The sequence below is a fragment of the Curtobacterium sp. MCPF17_047 genome, assembly GCF_003234045.1.
Classification (GTDB): domain Bacteria; phylum Actinomycetota; class Actinomycetes; order Actinomycetales; family Microbacteriaceae; genus Curtobacterium.
The window spans coordinates 81,133-95,565 of the sequence record NZ_QKSF01000002.1 but is presented as its reverse complement, the minus strand read 5'-3'; the positions used below and the strand labels follow the sequence as shown (position 1 = coordinate 95,565).

Below are 14,433 nucleotides of genomic sequence, written 5' to 3'. Positions count from 1 at the left end.
CGAGGGGCCCCGCACCGGATCGGTGCGGGGCCCCTCGTCGAGGTGCGCAGTGCGCTCAGCGCCGGCCGAGCGCCTTCCACGCCAGGGGCAGCACGCCGGCCGCGATGAGCGCCTTCGCGACGCCGCCGACGACGAACGGGTACAGGCCCGCCGCGAGGACCGACTGAAGGTCGTTCGGGGCCCCGAGGGCGCCGAGGGCGACGGCGAGGTACGGCAGGCCGGTGACGAAGGGGATCGCGCTCGCGAGCAGCATCGCCACCGCCGCGCGCCCGACCTTGCGGTCCCAGTTGCGACGCGCGAGCCACCCGACGAGCCCGGCGGCCGGGATGAAGCCGATGACGTACCCGAAGCTCGGCAGGGTGAGGGCGTGCAGGCCGCCCTGCGCGTCGGCGAAGAACGGCGCGCCGGCCAGTCCGACGACCGCGTAGACGAGCATCGACAGGACACCTCGGCGGGCACCGAGGGTCGCGCCGACGAGCACGACGGCGAGCGTCTGACCGGTCACGGGGACCGGCCACATCGGCACCTGGACCTGCGCCAGGACGGCGGTGAACAGCGCGCCGCCGGCGATCAGGGCCGCGTCGGTGGCGAGACCGTGCGTGCGCAGACGGTCGGCGAGGACTGCGCGGGGAGCGAACCCGGTGGCGTTCGTCATGGATTCTCCTAGAATGGACTGCTGGTCCTCTTCGGACCATCGGTCCCGTCAGCGTAGCGGTGCACCTCCCGCACACACCGTTGTGCACTTCCACCAACTGATTGGACCACCACTGTGCTTGCCGTGCACGACCTCGAGATCCGCGTCGGGGCTCGCCTCCTGATGGAGAACGTGTCCTTCCGCGTCGAGCGGGGTGACAAGATCGGCCTCGTCGGCCGCAACGGCGCGGGGAAGACCACCATGACCAAGGCCCTGGCGGGTGAAGCTGCCCCGACCGACGGCAAGATCGAGCGGTCGGGTGAGATCGGCTACCTGCCGCAGGACCCCCGTTCGGGCAACCCCGAGGACACCGCGCGCAAGCGCATCCTGGATGCCCGCGGGCTCGGCGAGCTCGTCGACGGCATCCGCAAGGCCACGCTCGACATGGCCAGCACGGACCCGGCGGTCGCCGAGAAGGCGATGAAGCGCTACTCGCGGCTCGACGACGAGTTCAACGCCCTGGGCGGCTACGCGGCCGAGGCGGAGGCGGCGTCGATCGCGTCGAACCTCAAGCTGCCGGACCGCATCCTCGACCAGCAGCTGAAGACGCTGTCCGGTGGGCAGCGGCGCCGCATCGAGCTCGCGCGGATCCTGTTCTCCGATGCGGACACGATGATCCTCGACGAGCCCACGAACCACCTCGACGCGGACTCCGTCGTGTGGTTGCGCGAGCACCTCAAGACCTACCCGGGCGGCGTGATCGTGATCTCCCACGACGTGGAACTCGTCGACGAGGTCGTCAACCGGGTCTTCTACCTGGACGCGAACCGCCAGGCGATCGACATCTACAACATGGGCTGGAAGCTCTACCAGCGGCAGCGTGCGGCCGACGAGGAGCGCCGTCGCAAGGAGCGGGCCGGTGCCGAGAAGAAGGCCGCGACGCTCAAGGACCAGGCTGCTCGGTTCGGCGCGAAGGCGTCGAAGGCGGCGGCGGCCCACCAGATGGTGGCGCGCGCCGACAAGCTGCTCGCGGGCCTCGAGGACGAGCGCGTCGCCGACCGGGTCGCGAAGATCCGCTTCCCCACCCCGGCTCCCTGTGGTCGCACGCCGCTGATGGCGGAGGGACTGTCGAAGTCCTACGGGTCGCTCGAGATCTTCGCGGGCGTGGACCTGGCGATCGACCGCGGTTCCCGCGTGGTCATCCTGGGCTTCAACGGTGCGGGCAAGACGACGCTGCTCCGCATCCTCGCCGGCGCGGACGCACCCGACACCGGCGAGATCCTGCCCGGGCACGGTCTGCGGATCGGGTACTACGCGCAGGAGCACGAGAACATCGACGTCAACCGCACGGTGATCGAGAACATGGTCTCGGCGTCGACGGACCTCAACGAGACCGAGGCGCGCCGCGTCCTGGGCTCGTTCCTGTTCACCGGCGACGACGGCTACAAGAAGGCCGGCGTGCTCTCCGGCGGTGAGAAGACGCGCCTGTCGCTCGCGATGATCGTCGTCTCGGGTGCGAACGTGCTGCTGCTCGACGAACCGACGAACAACCTCGACCCGGCGTCGCGCGAGGAGATCCTCAGCGCCTTGGCCGGCTTCGAGGGTGCCGTCGTCCTGGTGTCGCACGACGCCGGCGCGGTCGAGGCGCTGAACCCGGAGCGCGTGCTGCTCCTGCCGGACGGCACCGAGGACCACTGGAACAAGGACTACGCGGAGCTCATCGAGCTCGCCTGACGCGTGCGCGGACCGCGGATGCGGAACCGGGACGCAGACCGACGGGAGGCCCGTGGCGACACCGCCACGGGCCTCCCGTCGGTCTGGTCAGCCCGTCAGCGACCGGACGTCAGCAGTTCGTCCTCGATCTCGGCGTCGGACTTCGGCTTCGCGTCCTTGCGGCGCTGCCGGTCCAGGGCCCGCTCGCGCTCTTCCGGGTCGTCCTGGTTGAGGTTCCGGTACTCCTGCACCATCACGTACGCCAGGAAGCCGAAGCCCCCGACGGCGAACAGGAACCACTGGATGAAGTAGCTGAGGTGCAGGCCGGTGTCGGCGCTCGGGCGGTCCCAGCCGAGGGGCGCCCGCTCCGACGGGGCGGGCGTCTCGCTGTCGAGCTGGCCGTACGCGCCGGTCCAGATCGGGTGCCCGGCCTTGTCGGCGACGTCCGGCAGCGTGACGGACTGCACCTGGTCTGTGTCCGCCGGGTCGGTCCGGCCGGGGATGCGCGGCTCGGACTGCTGCAGCCGCACGACGACGGTGACGGTGCCCGTCGGGGGAGCCGGGATGTTGTCCGGGGCGTCCTGCCTGTTGCCGGTCGGCACCCATCCGCGGTCGACGACGAAGGCGCGACCCTCGGCGGTGACCAGGGGAGTGAGGACCTCGAACCCCGGCTGGCCGTTGTGCACGCGGTTGCGGACGAGGAGCTGGTGGTCGGTGTCGTACCGGCCGGTGACGCTCGCGCGCAGCCAGGTCAGGTCGTTGCTCCACGTCCCGGAGCGGGGGAGCACCTGGTCGATCGGGATCGGGGCGTGGTCGTAGTTCGCAGCGATCTGGTCGTTCTGGCGGACGGCCTCGTTCCGACGGTCCCACTGCCACATGCCGAACAGCGCGCAGACGACCGCGAACGCCACGGCGATGGCGAAGTAGCCGAGCCACCGACGGCTGCGGACGAAGTGCCAGCCGACGAATGGCTCGGAGGGGCGACCGCCCTGACCGCCCTGATCGTCCGCAGTGGCGACGTCCGTCGTCGCGTCGTTGCTCGCCTGCCGGATCCGGGCCGCGTGGCGCCGGCCGTACCGGGAGCCGGGGTCGAAGCCCTCGGTCATCGCCCGTCACCCGCGACGCGCGCGGTGGTGTCGTCGAGGTTCTCCACGTCGTCGTCGATGCCGGTCACGCGCACGGGGAACGAGCGCGACCGCAGGTAGTCGGCGAGGAAGTCGCAGTGGTCGTCGCAGGCGGCCCAGATCTTCACCCGGTCCTCCGCGTGGATGCGGGGGTTCCGCCAGTTCACCCGCCACGATGCCGTCGACGAGCAACCGGCCCGCGAACACACCGGCGTCGCGCCGGGTTCGGTGAACAGGTCGAAGGTCGATCCCATCAGCGGCGGCCGCCGTTCCGGGGCGACCAGACACGTGAGCGGTCACCGTTGCGCTGCCAGTCCTCCTGGGCGCGCTGGGCCTGGTCGCGCAGACGCTCCTGCTCGGCACGGTAGGCCTGGGCTCGGGCCTCTTCCTGCTCGTCACGGAGGTGCGGGTCGACGGCGTCGTACAGCTCGATGGCACCACCCGGTCGCACCACGTCGCCACCGGTGCGGTTGCCCGCGTTCGCCAGCACGACCGCGACCCAGGGGACGACGGCGGCGGCGACGATGGGCAGGACGGCGATCCAGGAGTGCCATGCGCTCCAGATGAGCACCGCCGCGACGAAGCACACCACGCGGAAGGCCATCTGCCACACGTAGCGGGAGAGCCGGTGCGCGCGGTCGATCTCCGGGTTGTCCGGGAGCGTCGTGATGTTCTGGGTCGACATCGGCTCCGCGATCACGTGTTCCGGCGCGGAACGCTGGAGCTGGATGCGCGGGCCGCTCGGGTTCTGCTGGTTCTTGCGGTTCATGCGGTGGGGTCTCCGTCTGCCGACCTCCAGTTTACGCCCGGGTACCGACATCCGGCCGGTGGTGCGGGGACCGGCCGTCGGGGGATGCGCACCGGTAGGCTCGTCCGGGCGTGTCCGGACCCGCGGGTCCTGGCGCGCCAGCGACCACCAGCGAACGGAGCGACCATGACCACCCCCCGTACCGTCCTCATCACCGGCGGCAACCGCGGCATCGGCCACGCGCTGGCCGTTCGGTTCGTCGCAGCCGGTCACCGGGTGGCCGTCACGTCGCGCAGCGGTCAGGGCGGCCCCGGGGGCGCGCTCACCGTGCAGGCCGACATCACCGACACCGCCTCGGTGGACCGCGCCTTCACCGAGGTCGAGGCAGCGCTCGGGCCGATCGAGGTCCTGGTGGCCAACGCCGGCATCACGAACGACCAGCTGCTGCTCCGGATGTCCGAGGACGACTTCACGAGCGTCATCGACACCAACTTGACGGGGACCTTCCGGGTGGTCAAGCGTGCGACCAAGGGGATGATGAAGGCGAAGTTCGGCCGCATCGTCTTGATGTCGAGCGTCGTCGGGGCGTACGGGCAGATCGGGCAGGTCAACTACGCGTCGTCGAAGGCCGCGCTGGTCGGGATGGCCCGGTCCATCACGCGCGAGCTCGGCTCCCGCGGCATCACCGCGAACGTCGTCGCGCCGGGCTTCATCCAGACCGACATGACGGCGGCGCTCTCGGACGAGCTGCAGGCCGAGTTCAAGAAGGCGATCCCCGCGGCACGCTACGGCAGCGTCGACGACGTCGCGGACGCCACGCTGTTCCTGGCCGGCGACGGCGCGGGCTACATCTCCGGCGCGGTCATCCCGGTCGACGGCGGCCTGGGCATGGGCCACTGAGCAGCTGAGCAGCTGAGCAGCTGAGCCGCTGAGCAGCTGAGCCGCCGGAGTGGTGGCGGGAGTCAGCCGCGCAGACCGAGGGCCGCCAGCACGACGGACAGATCGCGGTCGACGACGGCGACGTCCGCCTCCGCGCGCACCCGGGGCTTGGCGTCGAACGCGACGGCGAGACCGGCGACCGCCATCATCGCGAGGTCGTTGGCGCCGTCCCCGACGGCGACCGTGCGGGCGAGCGGGACCCCGTCCGCCGCGGCCCAGGTCCGGAGCGTGTCCGCCTTGGCCTGCGCGTCGACGACCGCGCCCGCGACACATCCGGTGAGCACGCCGTCCTGCGTGTCCAGGCGGTTCGCCCGGCAGTGGTCGAGCGCGAGACCGGCTGCGAAGGGGTCGAGCACCTCGTGGAAGCCCCCCGACACGACGCCGACCGTCCCGCCCGCGGCGTGCACCCGGCGCACCAACTCGTCGGCTCCGCGCGTGACGCGGACGGCTTGCTGCGCACGCGTGAACGTGTCGACCGGGAGGCCCGCCAACGTCGCGACCCGCTCCCGGAGGCTCTCGGCGAAGTCGATCTCGCCGCGCATGGCACGCTCCGTCACCGCCTGGACCTGTGGCCGGGTCCCCGCCGCGTCGGCCAGGAGCTCGATGACCTCGTCCTCGAGCAGGGTCGAGTCGGCATCGAGGACGACGAGGAAACGGGGCACCCGACCACGGTAGCGGGGTCGGGTGTTCCGTGACGTCGTGCTGACACGACGAGCGGAGACTGCTCGCTCAGGCCTCGACGCGCACGCCCTTCCCGACGACGGTGATGCCCGAGTCGGTGACGGTGAACCCGCGGGCCTCGTCGGCCTCACGGTCGACGCCGACGTGTGCGCCCGGAGCGAGGACGACGTCCTTGTCGAGGATCGCCCGGTTCACGATCGCGCCGGCACCGATGGTCGCGCGCTCGAAGACGATCGAGTCGAGGACCTTCGCCTGCGAGTCGATCGTCGCCCAGGGGCCGATGACACTGCGCTCGACCTGCGCTCCGGAGAGCAGGCAGCCGAGCGAGACGATCGAGTCGACGGTCGCGCCGGTGTTGCCGTTCGCGTCACGGACGAACTTCGCCGGGGGCAGGTTCGTCTGCTGGTTGAAGATCGGCCAGTCCTGGTTGTACAGGTTGAAGACCGGGACCGGGGCGATGAGGTCCATGTGCGCGTCGAAGAATGAGTCGATCGTGCCCACGTCGCGCCAGTAGTACTTGTCGCGGTCGTTGGACCCGGGCACCTCGTTGCGCTGCAGGTCGTACACACCGGCGTCGCCGCGTGCGACGAAGTCCGGGATGATGTCGCCGCCCATGTCGTGGTCGGACGACTCGATCTGGCCGTCGCGGAGCACCGCGTCGACCAGGGCGTCGGCGTCGAAGACGTAGTTGCCCATGGACGCCAGGACCTCGTTCGGCGAGTCCGGCAGACCGGTGGCGTCCTTCGGCTTCTCGAGGAACGCCTCGATCCGCGTCGGGTCCGCGTCGTCGACCTTGATGACTCCGAACTGGTCCGCGAGCTCGATCGGCTGGCGGATCGCCGCGACGGTGGCGCTGCGTCCGGAGGCGATGTGCGCCTCCACCATCTGGGAGAAGTCCATCCGGTACACGTGGTCGGCGCCGACCACGACGACGATGTCGGGCCGCTCGTCACGCATCAGGTTCAGGGACTGCAAGATCGCGTCGGCGGAGCCGGCGAACCACCGCTTGCCGAGCCGCTGCTGCGCGGGGACGGAGGCGACGTAGGAGCCGAGCAGCCCCTCCATGCGCCAGGTCTGGGAGACGTGCCGGTCGAGTGAGTGCGACTTGTACTGCGTCAGGACGACGATGCGCTGGAGCCCGGAGTTGACCAGGTTCGACAGCGCGAAGTCCACGAGGCGGAAGTTCCCACCGAACGGCACGGCCGGTTTCGCGCGGTCCGCGGTGAGCGGCATGAGTCGCTTGCCCTCGCCGCCGGCCAGGACGATGCCGAATACCTTCTTCGTTGCCATGTCGCTCACAGTAGGCGTCAGCACTGGGAAACCGTTACCTTGAACCCGTGCGAGTCGATCTACTGACCAGGGAGTATCCGCCGGAGGTCTACGGCGGTGCCGGAGTCCATGTTGCCCAGCTGACCGCGGCGCTGCGGTCGGGGACCGACACCGACGTGCGCGTCCGGGCGTTCGGCGGGTTCCGTGACGAACAGGGCGTGTGGGCCTACCGCACCCCGGCGGGCCTCGAGCAGGCGAACGGTGCGCTGCAGGCGCTCGGCACCGACGTGCAGATCGCGGCCGACGTCGAGGGTGCCGACCTTGTGCACTCGCACACCTGGTACGCGAACTCGGCCGGACGCCTGGCGCAGCTGACGCACGGCATCCCGCACGTCGTCACGGCACACAGCCTCGAGCCGCTCCGTCCGTGGAAGGCCGAGCAGCTCGGCGGCGGGTACCGCCTGTCCAGCTGGATGGAACGCGAGGCGTTCACGAACGCGGACGGTGTCGTCGCGGTGTCGAAGGCGATGCGTGCGGACATCCTCCGCTCGTACCCGTCGATCGACCCGTCCCGCGTGAAGGTCGTCTACAACGGCATCGACATCGACGACTGGGCTCCCGACCGCGACGACGACGCGGTCCGCGCGCTCGGCATCGACCCGGACCGCCCCAGCGTGGTCTTCGTCGGTCGCATCACCCGCCAGAAGGGCCTGCCCTACCTGCTCCGCGCGGTGGCGTCGCTGCCCGAGGACGTCCAGGTCGTGCTGTGCGCCGGCGCGCCCGACACACCCGAGATCCTCGCCGAGGTCACGGGGCTGGTCGAGGACCTCCGGACCCGTCGGAACGGCGTGATCTGGATCGACCGGATGCTCGAGCACCGCGAGATCGTGCACGTCCTGTCGAGCGCGACCGTGTTCGTCTGCCCGTCGATCTACGAGCCGCTCGGCATCGTGAACCTCGAGGCCATGGCCTGCGGGATCCCGGTCGTCGGCACGAAGACCGGCGGGATCCCCGAGGTCGTCGCCGACGGCCTCACCGGGCGCATCGTCCCGATCGACCAGGCGACCGACGGCACGGGTACCCCCACGGACCCGGACCGGTACGTCGCCGACCTCGCCGCGACCCTCAACGAGGTGCTCGACGACCTCGGGCTCGCCAAGCTGATGGGCCGCGCCGGCCGGCTCCGCGTCGAGAGCGAGTTCACCTGGGGCGCCATCGCCACGAAGACCCGCGCCGTGTACGACGAGGTGCTCGCCGGGCGCTGACCGCGTCTCGTCGACTGACGGCCTGGAGGCCCGGTGCCGGTCCCCGAGACCGGCACCGGGCCTCCCGTCCGTCACCCCTGGACAGCCGGGCGCGCGGCGCTGACGGGGGAGCCGACCGCGCTCGTCTAGGCTGGCGGCATGCCCTCGGTCGTGCGCTTGTCAGACGTCTCCGTGGTCCGTGACGGGTCCACCATCCTCGACGGGATCTCGTGGGAGGTGCAGGACGACGAGCGCTGGGTGGTGCTCGGCGCGAACGGTGCCGGCAAGACCACGCTGCTGCAGGTCGCGGGTGCGCAGACCTTCCCGACCTCCGGCGACGTCGAGGTCCTCGGGACCGGACTCGGCGGCGCCGACCTGTTCGAACTCCGCCCCCGGATCGGCTTCGCGTCGACCGCCCTGGCGCGTCGCATCCCGATGACCGAGAAGGTCATCGACGTGGTCCTGACGGCCGCGTACTCGGTCACCGGCCGGTGGAACGAGGAGTACGAGGAGCTCGACGTCCGCCGTGCCCAGCGCGTGCTCGAGGAGTGGGGCCTCGGCGCCTTCACCGAGCGCAGCTTCGGGGAGCTCAGCGACGGCGAGCAGAAGCGGGTCCAGATCGCCCGTGCGGTGATGACCGACCCCGAGGTGCTGTTCCTCGACGAGCCGGCAGCGTCGCTCGACCTGGGCGCCCGCGAGAGTCTGGTGCGGACGCTCGGCGGCTACGCGCAGAGCCAGGACTCGCCGGCGATCGTCATCGTCACCCACCACGTCGAGGAGATCCCGGCTGGCTTCACCCACGCGCTCGTCCTCGCCGACGGCCACGTGCAGTCCGCCGGTCCGATCGCCGAGGTACTGACCGCGGAGACGCTCTCCGCGGCGTTCGGTGTCGAGCTCACGGTGTCCCAGGACGCCGGACGCTGGACCGCCCGCGCCGTCTGATCCGCCGGGGCCCGACTCCGGCCGGCCGCGACACGGCTCCGGACGCTCCCGATCAGGGCCGTGGTCTGGTAACGTGGTCCGCTGGCGTAGGCCACACGACTTCCCATCTTCCGTCATCGCGATCCACCGAGGAATCCCCATGAAGACCGAAACCCACCCCGAGTACCGCGCCATCGTCTTCCGCGACCTGGCTTCCGGTGAGACGTTCCTGACGCGTTCGACCGCGAACAGCGACAAGACCATCGAGCTCGACGGTGCGACCTACCCGGTCATCGACGTCGAGATCTCGTCCGCCTCGCACCCGTTCTACACGGGCAAGCAGCGCATCCTCGACTCGGCCGGCCGCGTCGAGAAGTTCAACCAGCGCTTCAAGGGCTTCAGCAAGTAAGCAGCTCTGCTCCCTCTGGGAGTTCGAACGGGCGGTCCTCCTGCGGGAGGGCCGCCCGTTCTGCGTCCGGTCAGGTCGTCGTCTGCACCGTGGCGGCGGCTGCGAGCCCGATGAGCTCCTCACCGGCCATGACCCCGCGCGCCTGCGTGACGACGAGGTTCGGTGCCGTCCACCCCACCGCGTTCAGCTCGCCGTGGGCCGGGCGGATCGCGACGTCCGCCCAGGCCAGCATCTCCCGGTCGAGCAGCGAGTCGCCCGCGGCGATCGTGCGGGTCGCTCCGGTGCGCTCGGCGACGGCCGCCAGGGCCCGTTCCTTCCGGATCGGCACCGGGACCGCGTAGAGCTTCCGCCCCTGCACGGACACCCGCCACCCGAGGTCGGTGAGTTCGGCCGCGAAGGCCTCCACGGCGGCATCGGGCAACTCGGCCCGCTCGACGATGGCGTACACGAAGAGGTCCTCGGCGCGCCGCGTGCGGAGGACGGCACCCTCGGGCAGCGCCGCGGCCAGGCGGTGCTCGACCTCGGGGAGCGGTGCCGACGTCGCCGCGATCTCCTCGCGGAGCGTGGCGGTCCAGGACTCGTCCGGTGTGCCGTCGTGCAGCACGACCGCGCCGTTCGTCGTGACGGCCCAGCCGGACGTCGGCAGCGGCAGACGGATCCGCTGGAACTGTGCGACCGTGCGGGTGGTCACCGGGACGACGACGGACGTCTCCGCCAGCGCCGCGAGTGCACGCTCCGCCGTGCGGGTCATGAACGACAGCGGCAGGCCCTGGTACACCTCGGTGACGACGAGCGAGGGTGCGTCCTCGTCGGGGCCGTCGAGCATGAGCGCGGCGGCGGAGTAGACGACGGTGCGGTCGAGGTCGAACCCGACGAGCGCGCTCACGCGACGCTCCCGGTGGTGCCGGCAGCGGTCCCGGTGTCCGACACGCGACTGCCGAGCGGGTGGATGAGCCCCACGCAGCTGTAGGACAGCTCGGGGCGGGTCACGACGGGCACGCTGCGCTCACGGGCCAGCGCGACGACGTGCGCGACGTCGACGTCCTCCGGGTCGCGCACCAGGACCTGCCACGGCACGCGGCGGAGCAGCACCCGGGTGGTCTCGCCGACCCCCGGCTTGACCAGGTGCAGATCGGTGATGCCGTACTCGGCACCGATCGCCTCGACGGTCCGCATGCCACGCCAGTCGACGGCCCGTGACGCCGGTCCGGCGTCGGCTGCCACGGCGGCGTCGACTCGGGGACGGACGGCGCTGAACCGGTCGGCGATGGTGGCGACGAACGAGCGGGAGTGATCGCGGGGACCGAGCTCCCGGTACTGCTTCGCACCGTGCAGCGTGCCCTCCGGGGTCCAGGCACGGTTGAACACGGTGCGGGACACCAGCCCGGACACGGTGGAGTTGAGGCAGGCCGACGGCACCAGGTAGTCGTCGCGGGTGCCGTGCAGCGGGGTGCAGCCGGCCGGGTCGGCGAGGACCGCGAGTCCGTCGCCGAAGCGCACGCCGTCGGAGGCCGCGAACCGGTCAAGCGCGTCGGTCAGCTCGCGCGTGATGGCGCCCTTGCCCGTCCACCCGTCGACGAAGACGACCTGGGACGCGTCGTGGTGCGCGGCGAGCCAGCGGAGGGCCGTCTCGTCGATGCCGACCCCGCGGACGATGCTCGCCGTGTAGTGCTGCAGCCGGACACCGCGCTGCTGCTCGGCCCACCGGCGCATCAGGATCCCGACGGGCGTCCCGGCGCGCGCGAGCGAGACGAGCACCGCGTCCGGCCGGTCGAGGAGGACCAGGTCCGTGACGATCCCGACCGCCTCCGCGATCCGCTCCGCCGACCGCGTGAGGGCCTCCCGGTACAGCTCCTCGTAGGACTCCGACGGCACGTACTCGACGGGCAGCGACTCCGCGTAGTTGGCGCCCTCGAGCTGGATGGCGCGTTCCCGGTCGGCGGTGTCGGCCTCGAGGGCGGCGTCGGCGAGGTCCTGCAGCAGCCAGGTCACCTCGTCCGGCTCGTACGACCCGAAGGACGGCCCGGTGAGCGGACGGGGCGAGGACGCGGCAGCACCGGCGGGTTCGAGGGCGCTGTCCACGAGCAGCACCCGGGGCGTCACGGTGGCCAGGACGTCGAGCAGGCCGTCGGGACCCTCGAGCGACGATCGTCCGGTGCCCGGCTCGGGGACGACGACGACCGCGTCGAAGCCGTGCACGTTGTACGCGTACCGCTCGCCGGGACCGTCGACCGTGACGTCGTGGGACCGGTGCCGGATGCCGGACCGGATCGGCCAGGCCGGGGCGTCGAACACCGCGACGGGGGAGCGGGTGCTCGTCGAGGACCGGACGTCCGCCGTCGTCCGACGGCGGAGTGCGTCCGCGACGGCGAGTGGCGTCGCCATGTGTTCCTCGGTCCCGAGGACCAGGACCCGGTCCGGCACCCGGCCGGACGTGTCGGTCAGGACCCGGGCGAGGTCGGCCGCGATGCCCTCGACGTCGGTCCGCGGGGTGCGGACGCGTGCGGCGGGCGTCCCGGTGCGGTCGACGGCGGTCGGCGGGGCGGCGACGACGGTGACCGCGTCGGGACGGGAGGCGCGTGCCGGGCCTGGTGCCGGCCTCCCGTCCGCGGTCGGTCCGCTGTCGGGCGCCGTCGTGCCGTCCGGTGGGGTGGTGCCGTCGGATGACGTCGTGCGGTCCGGCGTCGTCGTGGTGAGGGGCGCCGCGGCCGAGAGGACGAGCGCCGCCGCCGTGTCGGTGAGACCGTCCGGGAGGGAGACGCGGCCGCGGCCGAGGGCGACGACCGCAACGGGCGCGCCGAGCTCGGTCGCGAGGGCCTCGGTGGCGGCGACGTCCGCGTCGGAGCGGAGGTCGACGAGCGCGGCGACGACCCACTGTCGCTGCGGTGCGACGGCGTGCAGGGCGCGGATCGTTTCGCGGGCCGTCGCTCCGGTGCTCAGCTCGTCGTCGACCAGGACCACGGTGCCGTCGGCCGGCAGCCAGTCGTCCTCGGCGGGCAGCAGGCGGTGTGCCGTGGCGTGCGAGTGCGCCTCGTCGAAGCCGGCGGCCGGCGTCGCCCCGGGCGGGTCGTGGCGCGTCGAGTGCAGGTACCCGGCACCGAGGGCCTCGGCGACCGTCGCGCCGAGGGCGGTCGCGGTCTCGGCGAACCCGAGGACGAGGACGTCGGCCAGGGTCGGCCGGACCGCGGCGAGGTCGGTGCGGAGCGTCGTCGCGGCCCGGTGCAGGGCGTCGGACCCGTCGCCCGCAACGTCGGTCGCCTGCTGGCGGTCGAGCACGGCCCGGAGGCGCGCGGCGGCGCCGGCGTCGAGCCGCGCACCGCCGTCCAGGACGTCGGCGACCCGGGCGCCGAGCGCCTCACCGGCGAGGAGCGCGACCGCGGGCACGGTCGGGACGTGCTTCGCGAGCACGGTGGACACCAGCAGGTGCGCCCGTCGGGGGTTGCGACGGAGTGCGAGCCGGACGAGCGACGCCAGCGGCACGCCGGGTGCGGTGGGCACGATCGGCGCGTCGGTCAGGACCACGCCGAGCTCCTCCGGGCTCGGCAGGGCGGCGTCCGTCGTCGCGGTCGTCGAGGTGGTCGTGGTCACGGGAGGCTCCGCTCGAGCAGGTCGACGTAGGTCACGTCCGGGGTGGCCACACCGAACGCCCGGGCGCGGAGCATGGTCCGCTGCGCCCAGGCGTGGTGCGGTTTCATCTCGTTCATCTTGTTGCCGTAGCGGGAGGCGGCGACCCCGCCCGTGGCGTTCGCGAGCACGTCGGACGCGTCGGAGAACTCCTCGTCACTGACCACCGACATCGCGTGGACGAGGGGAACGTGGCGCGGGTGGATGACGGTCTTGCCGGTCAGGCCGTTCGCGCGGTCGAGGGTGACCTCGCGGAGGAGCCCGTCGAAGCCCTCCAGGAGCAGCTGCCGACGGAGCCTGAGGTCCCCGGCCTCCTGGAACGGCGTGGTGCGCAACTGCGTGCGGAACACCCGGTCGGAGTCGGGGTAGTGCTCCCACACCGGCCCGGCGACCACGAAGCCGTCCCGCGCCCGACCGAGGACGTTGACCACGTCGCCGATCACGGACGCCAACACCTGCACGTCGTACACGGTCAGGTGCGAGGGACGCCGGAGGCCGTACACGCTCGACAGGTCCGTCGCCCCGATGCGCACCGCCAGGACGTCGTCCCGTCGTTCGAGCAGCAGGTCGTGGACGTCGGCCAGGGCCTCGGTTCGCGACTCACGGTGCATGATCGCGGGGGACTCGAGGATCGGCATCACGAGCAGACGGCGGCCGGGTGCCCGACCCTCGTTCGCGGCGTCGAGGACCTCGAACCACGCAGCGCCGGCACCGTCGGGGTCCTCGAACTTCGGCAGGACGATCCCGGCCAGGACGTCGAGCGCTCGACTGCCGAAGCGGTCGAGCAACCGTGCGAAGTGCTGCGGCGTCCGGACCCGGAGGAACAGCTGCGGCAGCGTCGCCGTGTCGAGCTCCTCAGCGAGGGTCCGCAGCGCGGCCTCGACGTTCGCCTCGGCCGTGGGCAGGTCGTCGTCGGCGACCGAGTCCTCCAGACAGAGGACGATCGACCCCGCGCCGAGCTCCGTCTGCCGTCGGACGTCACGCACCAGGTCCGGACGGATCCCCGGCGTGTACAGGGTCGCCCCGAGTGCCACCGCGCGGAGGTCCTGCGGGCTGTCCCGCGTCACGTCCTCGGGTGGTCGGAGGAAGAGCGGTTCCTGATCGGCGATGTTGGCGAAGTGGCGCAC

Annotated in this window: 14 protein-coding genes; 5 read left to right on the top strand and 9 right to left on the bottom strand. The window is 71.9% G+C overall.

From position 1 onward, the window contains the following. Nucleotides 1-55: 55 nt before the first annotated feature. Complete coding sequence (locus tag DEJ33_RS02875) at nucleotides 56-655, bottom strand: biotin transporter BioY (RefSeq protein WP_111077192.1); 600 nt, start codon at nucleotides 653-655, stop codon at nucleotides 56-58. 114 nt (nucleotides 656-769) lie between these two features. On the opposite strand from DEJ33_RS02875, the gene DEJ33_RS02870 reads away from it, so the two are divergent. Continuing rightward, nucleotides 770-2,368 (top strand): ABC-F family ATP-binding cassette domain-containing protein, encoded by a 1,599-nt coding sequence (locus DEJ33_RS02870; protein WP_111077191.1) that lies wholly within the window; start codon nucleotides 770-772, stop codon nucleotides 2,366-2,368. A gap of 95 nt (nucleotides 2,369-2,463) precedes the next feature. On the opposite strand, the gene DEJ33_RS02865 is transcribed toward DEJ33_RS02870, so the two are convergent. The 3 genes from DEJ33_RS02865 to DEJ33_RS02855 are packed head-to-tail and all read right to left on the bottom strand — an operon-like array spanning nucleotide 2,464 to nucleotide 4,240. Next, a complete protein-coding gene (locus DEJ33_RS02865; protein ID WP_111194250.1) occupies nucleotides 2,464-3,453 on the bottom strand; it encodes an SURF1 family protein in 990 nt (329 codons plus the stop codon). Further along, complete coding sequence (locus DEJ33_RS02860; protein WP_111077189.1) at nucleotides 3,450-3,725, bottom strand: hypothetical protein; 276 nt, start codon at nucleotides 3,723-3,725, stop codon at nucleotides 3,450-3,452. Before DEJ33_RS02860 ends, DEJ33_RS02865 begins: the two co-directional genes overlap by 4 nt. After that, nucleotides 3,725-4,240 carry a DUF3099 domain-containing protein gene (locus tag DEJ33_RS02855; protein ID WP_220034000.1) on the bottom strand — a complete coding sequence of 172 codons (516 nt, stop codon included), beginning with the start codon at nucleotides 4,238-4,240 and terminating at the stop codon, nucleotides 3,725-3,727. Before DEJ33_RS02855 ends, DEJ33_RS02860 begins: the two co-directional genes overlap by 1 nt. A gap of 165 nt (nucleotides 4,241-4,405) precedes the next feature. On the opposite strand from DEJ33_RS02855, the gene fabG reads away from it, so the two are divergent. Further along, the gene (fabG, locus tag DEJ33_RS02850; protein WP_111194249.1) at nucleotides 4,406-5,119 is read left to right on the top strand and encodes a 3-oxoacyl-ACP reductase FabG; all 714 of its coding nucleotides are present in this window, start codon (nucleotides 4,406-4,408) and stop codon (nucleotides 5,117-5,119) included. A gap of 62 nt (nucleotides 5,120-5,181) precedes the next feature. Here fabG and serB read toward each other — a convergent pair whose 3' ends face one another. Continuing rightward, nucleotides 5,182-5,820, bottom strand: coding sequence for a phosphoserine phosphatase SerB (gene serB, locus DEJ33_RS02845; protein ID WP_111077188.1), 639 nt, complete (start codon nucleotides 5,818-5,820; stop codon nucleotides 5,182-5,184). Nucleotides 5,821-5,887: 67 nt separating this feature from the next. Then, nucleotides 5,888-7,129: a glucose-1-phosphate adenylyltransferase gene (gene glgC, locus DEJ33_RS02840; protein ID WP_110902493.1), complete on the bottom strand. Its 1,242-nt coding sequence runs from the start codon at nucleotides 7,127-7,129 to the stop codon at nucleotides 5,888-5,890. A 47-nt stretch (nucleotides 7,130-7,176) separates the two neighbouring features. On the opposite strand from glgC, the gene glgA reads away from it, so the two are divergent. From glgA to DEJ33_RS02825, 3 genes are all read left to right on the top strand, one after another. Next, nucleotides 7,177-8,373, top strand: coding sequence for a glycogen synthase (glgA, locus tag DEJ33_RS02835; RefSeq protein ID WP_110902245.1), 1,197 nt, complete (start codon nucleotides 7,177-7,179; stop codon nucleotides 8,371-8,373). Between the two features lie 138 nt (nucleotides 8,374-8,511). Continuing rightward, nucleotides 8,512-9,294: an ABC transporter ATP-binding protein gene (locus DEJ33_RS02830; protein ID WP_110902246.1), complete on the top strand. Its 783-nt coding sequence runs from the start codon at nucleotides 8,512-8,514 to the stop codon at nucleotides 9,292-9,294. Between the two features lie 139 nt (nucleotides 9,295-9,433). After that, nucleotides 9,434-9,682 carry a type B 50S ribosomal protein L31 gene (locus DEJ33_RS02825; RefSeq protein ID WP_071275272.1) on the top strand — a complete coding sequence of 83 codons (249 nt, stop codon included), beginning with the start codon at nucleotides 9,434-9,436 and terminating at the stop codon, nucleotides 9,680-9,682. 70 nt (nucleotides 9,683-9,752) lie between these two features. Here the strand turns inward: DEJ33_RS02825 and DEJ33_RS02820 are convergent, their stop codons facing one another. From DEJ33_RS02820 to DEJ33_RS02810, 3 genes are read right to left on the bottom strand one after another with little or no spacing between them, the layout of a single operon-like run. Beyond that, complete coding sequence (locus tag DEJ33_RS02820) at nucleotides 9,753-10,568, bottom strand: HAD family hydrolase (protein ID WP_111077187.1); 816 nt, start codon at nucleotides 10,566-10,568, stop codon at nucleotides 9,753-9,755. After that, nucleotides 10,565-13,270: a phosphoribosyltransferase gene (locus DEJ33_RS02815; protein WP_258378072.1), complete on the bottom strand. Its 2,706-nt coding sequence runs from the start codon at nucleotides 13,268-13,270 to the stop codon at nucleotides 10,565-10,567. Before DEJ33_RS02815 ends, DEJ33_RS02820 begins: the two co-directional genes overlap by 4 nt. Beyond that, the gene (locus tag DEJ33_RS02810) at nucleotides 13,267-14,433 is read right to left on the bottom strand and encodes an HpcH/HpaI aldolase/citrate lyase family protein (protein WP_111194248.1); all 1,167 of its coding nucleotides are present in this window, start codon (nucleotides 14,431-14,433) and stop codon (nucleotides 13,267-13,269) included. The genes DEJ33_RS02815 and DEJ33_RS02810 overlap by 4 nt, the downstream gene beginning before the upstream one ends.

Coding starts and splice junctions, on each gene's coding strand:
- DEJ33_RS02860 (WP_111077189.1), bottom strand. CDS start 3,725: ATGGGATCGACCTTCGACCTGTTCACCGAACCCGGCGCGACGCCGGTG.
- DEJ33_RS02825 (WP_071275272.1), top strand. CDS start 9,434: ATGAAGACCGAAACCCACCCCGAGTACCGCGCCATCGTCTTCCGCGAC.
- DEJ33_RS02830 (WP_110902246.1), top strand. CDS start 8,512: ATGCCCTCGGTCGTGCGCTTGTCAGACGTCTCCGTGGTCCGTGACGGG.
- DEJ33_RS02855 (WP_220034000.1), bottom strand. CDS start 4,240: ATGAACCGCAAGAACCAGCAGAACCCGAGCGGCCCGCGCATCCAGCTC.
- glgC (WP_110902493.1), bottom strand. CDS start 7,129: ATGGCAACGAAGAAGGTATTCGGCATCGTCCTGGCCGGCGGCGAGGGC.
- DEJ33_RS02865 (WP_111194250.1), bottom strand. CDS start 3,453: ATGACCGAGGGCTTCGACCCCGGCTCCCGGTACGGCCGGCGCCACGCG.
- DEJ33_RS02875 (WP_111077192.1), bottom strand. CDS start 655: ATGACGAACGCCACCGGGTTCGCTCCCCGCGCAGTCCTCGCCGACCGT.
- fabG (WP_111194249.1), top strand. CDS start 4,406: ATGACCACCCCCCGTACCGTCCTCATCACCGGCGGCAACCGCGGCATC.